At 36.7% G+C, this 12,703-nt stretch carries 15 protein-coding genes; all 15 read right to left on the reverse strand.

Going from position 1 to position 12,703, the window contains the following annotated elements; genetic code table 11:
- Position 1: 1 nt before the first annotated feature.
- Positions 2-2,347 carry a PD-(D/E)XK nuclease family protein gene (locus SFB89_RS10310; RefSeq protein ID WP_331774606.1) on the reverse strand — a complete coding sequence of 782 codons (2,346 nt, stop codon included), beginning with the start codon at positions 2,345-2,347 and terminating at the stop codon, positions 2-4.
- Between the two features lie 17 nt (positions 2,348-2,364).
- Positions 2,365-2,862, reverse strand: coding sequence for a FixH family protein (locus SFB89_RS10315; protein ID WP_331774607.1), 498 nt, complete (start codon positions 2,860-2,862; stop codon positions 2,365-2,367).
- Between the two features lie 7 nt (positions 2,863-2,869).
- Entirely contained in the window at positions 2,870-3,469 is a 600-nt protein-coding gene (locus SFB89_RS10320) for a TPM domain-containing protein (RefSeq protein ID WP_331774608.1), read from the reverse strand.
- A 111-nt stretch (positions 3,470-3,580) separates the two neighbouring features.
- Positions 3,581-3,793, reverse strand: coding sequence for a DUF4006 family protein (locus SFB89_RS10325; protein WP_331774609.1), 213 nt, complete (start codon positions 3,791-3,793; stop codon positions 3,581-3,583).
- Between the two features lie 11 nt (positions 3,794-3,804).
- Positions 3,805-4,650, reverse strand: coding sequence for a cbb3-type cytochrome c oxidase N-terminal domain-containing protein (locus tag SFB89_RS10330; protein WP_331774610.1), 846 nt, complete (start codon positions 4,648-4,650; stop codon positions 3,805-3,807).
- 11 nt (positions 4,651-4,661) lie between these two features.
- The gene (locus tag SFB89_RS10335; protein ID WP_331776080.1) at positions 4,662-4,874 is read right to left on the reverse strand and encodes a cytochrome c oxidase, cbb3-type, CcoQ subunit; all 213 of its coding nucleotides are present in this window, start codon (positions 4,872-4,874) and stop codon (positions 4,662-4,664) included.
- 16 nt (positions 4,875-4,890) lie between these two features.
- Positions 4,891-5,556, reverse strand: coding sequence for a cytochrome-c oxidase, cbb3-type subunit II (ccoO, locus tag SFB89_RS10340; RefSeq protein WP_331774611.1), 666 nt, complete (start codon positions 5,554-5,556; stop codon positions 4,891-4,893).
- 11 nt (positions 5,557-5,567) lie between these two features.
- Positions 5,568-7,031: a cytochrome-c oxidase, cbb3-type subunit I gene (gene ccoN / locus SFB89_RS10345; RefSeq protein WP_331774612.1), complete on the reverse strand. Its 1,464-nt coding sequence runs from the start codon at positions 7,029-7,031 to the stop codon at positions 5,568-5,570.
- 102 nt (positions 7,032-7,133) lie between these two features.
- The gene (locus SFB89_RS10350) at positions 7,134-7,811 is read right to left on the reverse strand and encodes a response regulator transcription factor (RefSeq protein WP_331774613.1); all 678 of its coding nucleotides are present in this window, start codon (positions 7,809-7,811) and stop codon (positions 7,134-7,136) included.
- Positions 7,804-9,039, reverse strand: coding sequence for a PAS domain-containing sensor histidine kinase (locus SFB89_RS10355; protein ID WP_331774614.1), 1,236 nt, complete (start codon positions 9,037-9,039; stop codon positions 7,804-7,806). The genes SFB89_RS10350 and SFB89_RS10355 overlap by 8 nt, the downstream gene beginning before the upstream one ends.
- Positions 9,036-9,728 (reverse strand): sulfite exporter TauE/SafE family protein, encoded by a 693-nt coding sequence (locus SFB89_RS10360; RefSeq protein ID WP_331776081.1) that lies wholly within the window; start codon positions 9,726-9,728, stop codon positions 9,036-9,038. The genes SFB89_RS10355 and SFB89_RS10360 overlap by 4 nt, the downstream gene beginning before the upstream one ends.
- A 12-nt stretch (positions 9,729-9,740) precedes the next feature.
- Positions 9,741-10,871: a glutamine-hydrolyzing carbamoyl-phosphate synthase small subunit gene (carA, locus tag SFB89_RS10365; RefSeq protein ID WP_331774615.1), complete on the reverse strand. Its 1,131-nt coding sequence runs from the start codon at positions 10,869-10,871 to the stop codon at positions 9,741-9,743.
- Positions 10,868-11,422: a DUF507 family protein gene (locus SFB89_RS10370; RefSeq protein ID WP_331774616.1), complete on the reverse strand. Its 555-nt coding sequence runs from the start codon at positions 11,420-11,422 to the stop codon at positions 10,868-10,870. Before SFB89_RS10370 ends, carA begins: the two co-directional genes overlap by 4 nt.
- A 108-nt stretch (positions 11,423-11,530) precedes the next feature.
- Positions 11,531-12,145 carry a LysE family translocator gene (locus SFB89_RS10375; protein WP_331774617.1) on the reverse strand — a complete coding sequence of 205 codons (615 nt, stop codon included), beginning with the start codon at positions 12,143-12,145 and terminating at the stop codon, positions 11,531-11,533.
- Entirely contained in the window at positions 12,145-12,699 is a 555-nt protein-coding gene (locus SFB89_RS10380) for a MotE family protein (RefSeq protein ID WP_331774618.1), read from the reverse strand. The genes SFB89_RS10375 and SFB89_RS10380 overlap by 1 nt, the downstream gene beginning before the upstream one ends.
- Positions 12,700-12,703 lie beyond the last annotated feature (4 nt).

Below are 12,703 nucleotides of genomic sequence, written 5' to 3' on the forward strand. Positions count from 1 at the left end.
CTTAATTTTGCCTTAAACATAATTTTTTGTAAGGACAATAGAGGCAATTTTGGATTTTCTCACACATATCAAAGGTACTAATTGGCGTTTGATATTCTTTTAAAATTATTTTAAGATTATCAAGTTTTGCATCCAAATTGCTTTCATCCACCCGTTTGGCATTTTTCAAATCATAATAAACGACACTGCTAACATCACCCAGACTGCTAGCAAGCAGATAATAAAATTCCAGTTGGTAGTCATCGACTAAATCCATATTTTTTGGCATCAGTCGCTTTACATCACCACTTTTATAATCGATAATGTGTAGTTTTCCATCTTTCTTGTCAATGCGGTCTATGGTCCCTTTGAGTGTATATCCCTCAAAATTGACACTCAAATGTTCTTCTATCTTAAAAATTCTATATCCCTCATGATAATGCTCAACTTCATTGGTGACAAAATTTTTCAGCCGTTGTAGCCAAATATCAATAGAAAATTGATCTAAAGGGTTGTATTTTTCATGATGAAGATATGCCTCAATGGCATGATAGAGTCTTTTTTCATCCCCTAAAATCGATCTATCATCTATCATGACATGTTCCAATGCACGGTGTAAGAGTAACCCAATATTGGCATTAGATTGCGTAAAATCATTTTCAGGTTCTTTGAGCCGTTCGATGTATTGATGATAAAATTTACGCTTACAAACCAAAAGTGTTTTTAACTTCGTAGCAGAAAGTGGCGCTTGACTCAGAAGATAGGAGGACGCTTTGATCTCATGAACACAAGGGTCTCTCTCAGCAACACTTTTAAATAACGCTGAGTGATCAACAAATTCACTCTCACTAAGATGATATTTTAGACTCAATTCATCTAAAAATCGTGAGGGCATCTCTTTGTCATTTTTGAGACACGATATCGCAACACGTTGGGCTGTGGAGAAAAGCCGGTGGTAATAAAAACGTTGTAAATTTTCTCGATCTTTTGCAGTCGGCAATCTTAGTTGGGTTCTAATATGCGTATTGAGGAACATATCTTTATTGTTTATCTTTGGTACGATATTGTCATTAAAATCAGGAACAATGACCCCCTTAAACTGACTGCCGCGCGTTTCCAACACACCCATTACCGTGATGACACCCCCTCGCACATCATCTGTTGTTTGAGCACTTAGTCTGTTTAAGAAAAGTTTCAATATTTGTTCTAAGTTATAAAGCTTTAATTTTGATAAAAATTCAGAAAATCGGAAAATTGTCTCTTGTATTTTTTCATTTTCACACTCTTTTTCATCCAGAGCACAAACAGAATTGATGATATCCATACACGCCATGGCATTGACTTTTTTTTGCCAAATCATCTCAATTTGATGCAGCAATTCATCAGGAATTTGTAATCTTTTAATGCGTAATTTTTCCTCTGCATCTCTTGCGTTCATAAACAATTCTATGGCCTCAATTCTTTTGTATAGCTTGGATTGTTTGAGCGAAAATCCCATAGCAAAATTCAGATTTCTCATGCTATCAAATTTTTGTAAAAATGGAGCAAAACTCTCATCTGGCAATACCACGACAATCTCTTCAGGAGGAATACCTTCATTTACAAATTGATCAATTTGCGAGAAAATAAAACCGATTTGTGATAATCTTGTATTAAACACCTTCACATTGACAGGGGAGGATGCCTCTTTCACTGGGGTTTCAGACACAATCTGATTGGTGGAAAGGTTGAGGCGATAATGATGTCCTAGTTTAAGTTCAAATCCCAATGATTCTATGCTTTGTTTGAGTTTGGTATTGTAATGATTTAACACAAAACTCAACTCTACTGGTATCAAACCGGCACATTGAGTAAACAGGTCTAATTCATAACCACTCAAAAATCCATCAATTCGCACATGAATGCTCTCTTGGCTCATGATATAATCTCGATTGAGTTCATAAAGACCTTGTAAATTGATACGATCTGCATAGTGATGGGTATCAAGGAGAGCTTTGTAATTTTGCAATAATTGCTCTAAAATCACTAGATGACCCGCAAATTCTTCATACAAGTCATACTCTTTTATACTATCAATACTGACAAATTCATTGGCGAGTTCTTCAAAAAAATTAAATAAGTATTTGGAGTGATTTAAAAAAACAAGTAAATTCGTATCAAATTGCAATTTATGAAAATCTTGAAAATTTGCAGCTTCGTGCAAGAGTAAAAATCTGGTATCATCATCGATTAAAACGCGGTCTTTGAGAATAATAGCTTTGGATTCAAAATCCGAGATTGTTATGGATTTTGGTAAAAGGGTATCGTGATTGCTATATGAGGCATAGCATTCACGAACAGCACGATTGGTAGAGTAAATTTCAACCATATAGCACAATCATATCGTCACTCAGTAGCATACACTTCATGACTATCATATCCATCATAGTTATTGTCGACTTTAATATTTGTCATAAGCCTCCAACGACCTGGTCTTTGGACTTGAATATTGGTGAAAATGTATTGATCATTTTCTACCTTTGATGGTTTCATTTTTTGATTAAATTCGTTGGTTTCAGGTCGTGTTACCAAGAGTGTTATGTCAGCATTTTGTATAAATTTATGTGTTTTTTTATCTTGTATTTTAATAAAAAAAGTATTGCTCCCTTGAACAAACTTTTTCTTGGCATAGATAATATCAAAGTCTTTATCAAATTTGCTTTTATCTGCCATGAGTTTATGGATATTTTTATCCACAGTTTGATATTTTTCCATAAACAAAGTCTCTTCTTGCACGGGATTTTTCAAAGCAAGATCTACAGTAAAAGCACCGGCTACTACAACGGTCAAAATAATACCAATAATGGCATGCGGCCAAAAATTTCTCTCTTTTTTTTCTTTCATGATAGTGCTACCTTTTTTTTATTCTCATCAGTACATACCGCCCAATCACGAATGCTAAAAATAGATAGATGGCAATACGTAGAAAAAAGATCATATCTCTATTTGTGCTTCCGATTCCGCTAGTAAGTGTGACATTGTTGTGGCTGGCTATCTGCTCGGTTAAATCGGCATAGCCATTTAACATCGCAGCATTGACATTGACATCTTTCTTTTTCCCTACGAGTAAGGGGATAATACTGCCGCTCCAAGAGTATGGAGATAGAATTTGTTCTCTATCAAAGGCTGTATCTAAATCTGGAGAATTAACGATATCTACCTTTTGGTCTTTCAGTGTAATGAGTAAAACAACAAAAGGTGATTTTTTGTTTTTCATAATTTCTTTTTCATAATCATGAAGTGCCATATTGTTGATATTTTGCGTGGCATAAACATAGGCTCTAACACCGGTTTTTGAGAGTAACTCATCACCGATTTGTTCCATTTTAGCTTCTGTTTTGGGGATAAGCACTCCGTCATTATAGATGAGCTTTTCAGCATGCAGTGTGAGGGTTGATAAAAAAAGTGCAAAAAGTATAAACTTTTTGCACTTGAAAAATGTTCTACTCATCTAGCCCACATACAGATGATTAGAGGTTAGTACTGCAAAGGCTGATACGATAGCCATGATGATTAAACCAACCGTGATGATTTTGTCCATATTTTCCGCCATGATATCTCCTTATTTTTCAATCACTTTGTTTTTGATATTATCTTTGTCTCTGACCTTCAAAGTACTGATATTATTGATCTTATAAGGTTTATTGGCAACTTCTTGTTGTGCAGAAATTCCCATAACTGTAAGACCCACTAGTATACTCAGCAATAAAACAGTAGCAATCAGCATTCCGGTTACTCCGTTAAGTCCAAAAACATTTCTATTAGTATTTTCCATTTTTAATCCCCTTATTCGTGTAGCGAATCAACATAGGTACCAACTGCTATCTTTTGGACCTTTGTGAGTCTTCCATCGTTGAAAGCCGGCATTTCACCAATAACACCTTTTTTACCGTGATTTAAAATACTAACGACAAAACCAGCTTTGTTGAAATTCGCAAGATCTGGAGCACTTCCGCCCATACCTTTTCCATCTGCACCATGACATGCTGCACACGTTGCAAACAGTGCTTTTCCGGTTTCTACTAATTCAGGGTGTTTTGTTCCTGTTTTAGATATATCTTGAGTGATGTAAGCCGCTACTGCTTTGGCACTACTTTCATCCAACATTCCCGCTGGCATTTCACCTAGAGGATACCCTTGACCTTTAGAACCGTGCAATACAACATTCACAATAAATTGTTCAGTACCAAATTTTGTCAAGTCTGCTGCTTTTCCATTCATACCATCACCGGTAATCCCGTGACATGGTGCACATTGTACCAAAAATACGCCCTCGCCCATACCCATCAAAGTGGCATGGTCAGGATTGGCCCATTTGCTTTCAAATTTTTGATTGTATTGTGTCACTTCTTCATTGTATTGTCCGATTTGAGAAAATGTTCCCAACGGATACCCCATGAAAAAGTACCATAATGCCCAAATCATCGTACCTATAAAAGATAGTGACCAACCTATAGGTAATGGGTTTTTGTATTCGCCAACCCCATCCCAGTTGTCTCCTGTTAATTCTCCACCACTTTTGTCAGTTTTCATCTGTTTGATGTATTTACCCGCTACACCAATGGTAAGAATTAAAATTGCTGCTGCACCGATCAGTGTCAACACATTTACATTATCATTCAGCCAATTCATTTTTAACGCTCCTATTTAACTTTATGATCATTTTGTGGATATTGTTTTTCAACAAGATTATCATCAATCTCATCATGCAGTGCTAAGTTTGAGTACTTTTCATAATCCTTAACACCATCTTTTTCTGATTTGTAAAGATGATAGATATAAGCATAGAGTCCTATTGTTAAAATAAAAATCATAGCAACATAACTATAGCCCTGTATCAGTCTTACAAGTTCCATATCCACAACTAATTCCTTATTTTAAGCTATTCAAATACGCAATCAATGCAACAATTTCTTTAATTTGCCCATTTTTGTACGCATCTTTCACGGATTGATTTTTCATATCTTTTACTATAGCACCGGCTTCTTTATAAGCAGCTGCTTTAGCTTCAGCAAATGTACCGAGTTTTGGCATATTTGGCTGATCGTAAGGAACATCAAAAACTTTTTTAACGGTATAAGCTTCTGCATAAGCAGTCTCTAAATCCGCATTTTTCTTAAACATAAAACCATATTTTGGCATGATAGAACCTGGTACTACACTTTCAGGGTCTAGCATATGATTTTCATGCCAGTCTGTTGTTCTGTAGTTACCAACACGGTGCAAATCTGGACCGGTTCTTTCACTTCCCCACAAAAATGGTCGATCATAAGCATATTCTCCACTTAAAGAGTACTTACCGTATCGGTCAGTCTCTGATTTAAATGGTCGAATCAATTGAGAATGGCAAGCGTTACAACTCTCTTGGATATAGATTTGTCTCCCTGCCAACTGCAATGTTGTATAAGGTTTGGTACCCACTAGTGGTCTCGCACTTTCCATAAAATCTGGCAATACGGTAACAATTCCCGCATACGCAATGACGACAAAAACGCCTACTGCAAAAAAGAATGGATTTTTTTCTAACCAATGAAACATCATATACCCCCTTATGCCATAGGTGAAGCGTATTGAGGTTCTTTCTCAATTGCTTTGCTTGAAGTTGCTGTTTTATACATATTATAAGCCCACATAAACACACCAACCAGATAAAATACGCCACCCACACCTCTTAGTGTATAATATGGATGCAATACTTCAACTGCATCAATAAAGGAGTACGCTAGGTTTCCGTATTGGTCTGTTGCTCGCCACATCATACCTTGTGTGATACCTGCAATCCACATACTTGAGAAATACATAACAATACCAGTTGTTTGAACCCAAAATTGTGCTTCTACAATTTTTTTACTAAAAATCTCTTTTTTGTACATTCGTGGAGCCATATGGAACAATGCGCCGATAATCATAAATCCGACCCATCCCAAAGTACCATCATGAACATGTCCTGGAATCCAGTTAGTAAAGTGTGCCAAAGCATTGACAGATTTAATCGCTTGGATAGGACCTTCAAGAGTACTTAACATATAGAATGTTGATGCTAAAACATAAAATTTAATCAGTGGATTTTCTTTGAGTTGTCCCCACTCACCTTTCATGGTTAAGAGCATATTAATCGCACTACCCCAAGACGGAAGGATGAGAATAATAGAGAAAATTGATCCCATAGTTTGAACCCAATCTGGAACGGTTGAGTAAAGTAAGTGGTGTCCACCAGCCCAAAGATAAACAAACATCAAGCCCCAAAATGATAATAGTGACAATTTATAAGAGAAAATTGGTTGACCTGATTCTTTTGGTAAAAAGTAATAAATCATAGCAATAATTGGCACCGTGAAAACAAATGCAACCGCATTGTGTCCATACCACCATTGAACCATCGCATCATTACTTCCTGCATACATAGATACAGAGTGATACCATTTACCCATACCGGCTACAAAGTAAGTCGGTACTTCCATATTGTTAAAAAGATACAACATCGCCACACCAAGAAACGTCGCGATATAATACCAAATGGAAATATAGAGTACTTTTTCTCTTCTAATTCCGATAAGACCAAAAATGCCAAGACCCCAAAGTACCCATACTATAACGATAGCAATATCAATTGGCCATTCAAATTCTGCATACTCTTTTGAAGTTGTAATCCCCATAATTAAAGAAACAACAACAGCTGCCACTCCAATTAAATACAACCAAAAATGAAGTTTTCCAACGAACATTAGAAATTTTGATTCTGCCATAGAGACTTTCAAAACTCTTTGTCCAACATAGTACCAAGTCGCCCAGATTCCACTGAGTGTAAAACCAAAAATCACTGAATCTGTGTGTAGCGGTCGTAACCTTCCAAATGTTCCATATGCTCCGAACAAGTCGTTAAGCCCCGGAAACGACAATTGAAAAGCTATAAATACACCTACGGTCATACCGACAATACCAAAAACAATAGTGGCTATTGTGAAGTACTTCGCTACTGTGTAGTCATACTGAATAGCATTACTAGACTGCATCAATTCCTCCTGAATTAATTTTTATGTCACAAAAATATCACATAATTATAAGAATTATAATATATATATCATACAACAAAGCTTAATAGGATTAAATTTGTATTAAATGAAAGTATTAATCTGATACCCCAATCCGGGTACGTTTTTAATAAAATCCTTGCTTGTTTTGCTCCGAATTCGCTTGACAAATGTCCTGATAGCGGCATCACTGACATTTTTGTTGATCCAGACATATTTTTTAATCTCTTCATGCAAGACAAATACGCCTAAATTTTTTACTAAAATTGTGATAAAAAGTAACTCTTTTTTCGTCAAAGGAATGATAGTATCTCCTTTGATTAAAACTTTTTTGCTTCGATCAAATTTATAATCACCACCCAAACTCACCGTATCATCTAATGAGAGTAAATCTTGTCCAATAAAGTTCAAGACATTCATCAATTCATCCGCATCAATGGGTTTGATAAGATATTTGTCAATACCAATATCAATGGCCTTGAGAAGACGTTCTTTTTCATCAAAGGCACTTAAAACCACAATAGGGGTGTCTCTGGATATTTTTTTGATTTCTTTTGACATTTCCAAACCATCTTTGATGGGCATTAATATATCGGTCACCACGATATCGGGTTTGTATTTTTGAAACTTTTTAAAACCCTCTTCACCATCTCGTGCCATGATAAAACTTTGAAACTCATCTCCTATAGCACCTTCTAACGCGTCTCGAATATCTTGTTCGTCTTCGACAAACAGTACTGTTATTTTTGATAAGTCACTCATTTTTTCTCCTTTGCGGTACGATGATAGTGAATTGTGCTCCATGGTCGTTATTGGTAACACTCATATCTCCGTCCATACTATCTTTTATAATCATTCGACTCATATACAGACCCAAGCCTGTTCCGACACTCGAATGTTTGGTCGTAAAATAGGGATCAAAGATTTTATCAATAATATCTTCCTTGATGCCCCCGGCATTATCATGATAGGTAATCACCGCGTTGGATTGCTCATCTGAGTCAATCACTAAAGCAATCTCTCTTTGCGTCACGTGTTTACTTTCAAATGCGTCTTTTGAGTTATTTAGCAGATTCATCAAAACCTGAGTAAACTCACTAATAAATCCATCAATAGAAATATTTTTCTTATACGTCACTTTGATATGCAAATGGTGCTTATGTACCGTTTCTTTCATAATCCGAAGCATCTCATCTACAGCATCTTTAATAAGAAAATGTTCTCGCGCTCTATTGGGATTAAAAAAATGCCGAAAATCTTCAATGGTTTTGGACATTTTTTTAATCACATCTTTTGCATGATTGTAGCTCGACAAAAACGTATCATGATCGCTAAGATTTTCTGTTTGACTCATGTATATTTTCTTGGTTTTATAAAGCGTAATACTCAGTTCAGAGAGAGGTTGTCGCCATTGATGTGCGATATTGCCAATCATCTCACCCATGCTCGCCAGTCGTGATTGTTGAAATAACAACCGATCTTTCTCACGATTTTTACACACTTCTTCTTCGACTCTTTTTTCTAAATCACGATTTAAAAGTTGCAATTCTTGTGTTTGAATGGCAATGCGCTCTTCTAATGTCGCATTGAGGTTTTCTAACTCTCTTTCTTTTTTTTGCAACTCTTTTGTCAACTCTTCTTTACGCGTCACATCATAGCGAATGGCGATGAATTCTTCGATTGCCCCGTTTTTATCAAGTATGGGGATGACCGTGGTGTTGACATAGATGGTTTTACCCGATTTTGAGAGATTTTTCACCGTAGATTTATACGTTTTTTTGGCTAATATCGTATCCCATAATGCTTTAAAAACGCTAGCATCGACATCGGGATGTCTGACAATATTATGATTTTTACCGATTAATTCTTCTCTGCTATATTCAAAAATCCGACAAAATTCATCATTGACAAAAGTAATCATGCCATTGAGGTCTGTTTTTGAAACAATATTACTCGTCTCAATAGCATTTTTATATTGCTCTAGTGTCACTGAGAGATGCCTTTGACGACGGCCATATAGCCAAGATAGGACATGTATATACCATACAAGATAATCACCACAGAAGCAATGCGTATCATGATGCTTCTAAAACTACTTCCTTTGAGAAAACCCACGATAAAACCAAAACCCAAGAGAGAGGGGATGGTAGAGAGTCCAAAAACAAGCATCGTGACCCCACCCCAAAGAACAGAGCCCGTTGCTGCAGCGGAAACGGCAAAGAAATAAACCAGTCCGCAAGGAAGAAATCCATTGAGAATACCCAAGCCATAAAAACTCAAAATACTCTTTGAATGAATGAGTGTCGAGAAAATCTTTTTGACAAAGGCATTCGTCGCGATGGAGGATTCTAAAGAGGTGAGGAATTTAATCTGTCCCATCAAAGAAAAGCCCATCAAAATCATAAACAATCCTACGAGAAACAGAAAATATCCGGTTGATGTCTCTGAAAAAGAGACCACGCTTCCAAGATAGCCCGAAATCATCCCAATAAAAACATACGACGTCACCCGTCCTAAACTATAAAAGAGATGACTGATAAATTGCCGACTTTTTGAGGATTTACTATCTATTTTCGAACTGCTGTAAGCCACGATAAATCCACCGCACATTCCAATACAGTGTCCCAAACTTCCCAAAAAAGCAACCGCAATGATGGCAGTAAAATTTATAGTATCTATGACTGCATCCTTTTAAATTTTTTGTGCAAATTCTTTAAAGATATATTTACTATCGTGTGGCCCTGGGCTCGCTTCAGGGTGGTGCTGTACCGAAAAGATTGGTTCATTTTTATATGCCACGCCTTCGATAGTATTATCAAATAAATTTTTATGGGTAACCTCAGCAATTTCACAAATCGAAGCAGGAACATTATAGTTGTGATTTTGTGCTGTGATTTCAACCACGCGATTTCGCTCATATCTCACAGGATGATTGCCGCCATGTTGTCCAAACAATAACTTATAGGTCGGATAGCCATGAGCAATACTTAAGAGTTGATGCCCCAAACAAATTGCAAACATTGGTACTTTTGCTTCAATTAATGTCTTAATTTTTGCAACTTCTTCTTTATAAAACATCGGATCTCCAGGCCCATTGGAGAGAAACAGTGCATTGATTTCGCCTTTTCTATATCGTTGTATCAATACCTCTATATCACTATCATGAGGCACGACTTCTACTTCTAATCCTGCCATGCACAGTTCATTGAGAATATTCCGCTTCACACCATAATCCAAAACGACGACTTTTTTCTTCGCGCCTTTTGGTGCATCATGATATTTAAATTGGGTACCATCCCATGATCCACTTTTGTGAATGTAAGGCTCTTTGGTGCTGACTTCTTTGATGAAATTCACCTCTTCGATTCTTGGAAAAGAGTGGAGAATCTCTTTTAATTCTTCTTTATTGGAAATTTCAGTCGATGCAATCATCATCTTTGAACCATGATCTCGGATATTGGTTGTAAGATAGCGGGTATCAATATCGCAAATACCGATAGCATTATTGTCGATTAGTAAATGATCAATGGAGTCTTCGGCTCTAAAATTGGAGTAATATTCATTAAAATTGCGCACAATCATGCCACTAGCATGTACACGATCGCTCTCCATGTCATCTTTGTTGATTCCAACAATGCCGATTTCTGGCATCGTAAAAACGACAAATTGACCCGCATAACTTGGGTCACTCATAATCTCTTCATAACCACTCATCGAGGTATTAAAAACTATTTCACCGACGCGCGTACCATCACTTCCAAAACTCTTTGCTTCCAAAAAAATACCATTTTCTAAATAGATCCAAATTGGCTTCAATTTCATAACAACATGCCTCTTCTTTTTAACTCTTCTTCGTAAAGTTTTTCAAATACCAAATCATACTCCGCAGAACCGGGTATTAATTTTCTTTTATAGTTATCAATTTGTTCTGCTACAATATCCTCAATGCCTTCAAAATTTTCCAAATACTGTTCAATAGCCGTGTAAATGACATTTTTGACACGATTTTCAGAGACTGCATAATCAATCAATCCATCTTTCCATGATTGTTCCAAAACCAGATGTGCAATATTGTTAAATCGGTCTTCATAAGAGAGTACAAAGTCATATTCTTTCGCCAATTTCTTTTTGACTAACCAAAACATGCTTCTTCTATCTACTTGTCTAAACTCTATCTCATCATCATTGGCATCAAGTATTTCATCGACTTTGGTCTCTAAAGCCATCTCTTTTTTTATATCTTCTTCGATCAAATTTTGAGCGATTTTTGCTATTGGCTCAACCCCATGAAGCAAGGTAACAAAACCACAATTTATTAAGTCTATTGCTATTTTATTAGCGATGTAGGGAGCGTGAGGTAATCTGACTTTCATCAACCAACCTTATTATTAGATTTTGAACTATTTTATCCAATCTAAGGTAAATATCTGTTTATACCAAAAAAGTGTCACGAAAAAGTTTTAGGATTGCAAGCGCTGTTGCTATCGTTTGATGATGAGTAAACTACCGATTAGAAGCATCATGGAGCCGGCTGTTTTGTTCATGATATTTTGCGCTTTTGGCTTTTTGATTGCCTCTTTGGCTTTGGAAGCAAAGTACGCATAGGTTACTAAGATAGAAGAGAGTACGCCCAAAACAAGACCCGCTACAATAGCAATATCTTGATAAGTCATCGCGGACATATTGATAAAAGTCGGCAAAAATCCGACATAAAAAACGATGACTTTAGGGTTGCCAAGGGTGATGAATAATCCAGAGATAAAATCCCCCTTATAACTCACTTTTTGCTTTGAAGCGCTCAATCCGTGCAATGTTTTTGTGCGTATTATTTTATACCCAAGGTAGATTAAATAGAGTCCGCCGATGATTTTAATCATCTCAAAAAGCGTCCCAAATGTACTGGCAATCATCCCCAAACCCAACATCGATAAGAGCAGGAAAATGATATCCCCTAAGACCATACCTGAGGCCATCATGATAGCATGCTTAAATCCCGACCCTAAGGAGCGCGATACCACCGCAAGCGTGCCCGGACCGGGTGTGGCCATAAAGACAAAAATCGCACCCGTAAACGTCACAATGTGAATCAAATCCATCAAGGACTCTTAGTATTTTGTGCTGGAATCTGTTTTTGTGTTGATTTTTGAAACGGAGGTCCTTCACTCAATCGTATCGTCACTTTAGATGCGTTTAGAGGATTCATTTTTGCCAAAATTTTAGAAATCTTTTTGGCTTGAAGCGTAAAAAGGATACGGGAGGCTTCTTCTGTCGTGAGACTATCTAATATGGCCGCCGCAGCTGAATCTTTCATCTTGGTATATGTTTGACTGATTTTACTCTCTTTGATGCCTTTGATTTCATCCAAAATTTTTTGGTTTTTTGCTATTAATGCTTTGATATTTTGTTGGGTTGCATTAAGGTCCGCTTCTTTTTGCACTAAGGCTTTTCTATCCGCTTCTATGCTGGCTCTTTGTTTATCAAAAAGTGCATTGGTGGCGGCTTTGAGTGCTTCAAAAGATTGTCGGGCATCATCAATCTTCTCGACCTCTCTTAATAGTTCACCTTTTCGGCTTTCAAAGATTTGCGTACAATCCACACTCTGTGCAAAAGAGGCAGCAAGCAGTGTCATGATCAAAAATATTATTTTCAAATTT

Source organism: Sulfurospirillum sp. 1612, assembly GCF_036556685.1.
Classification (GTDB): Bacteria; Campylobacterota; Campylobacteria; order Campylobacterales; family Sulfurospirillaceae; genus JAADIZ01.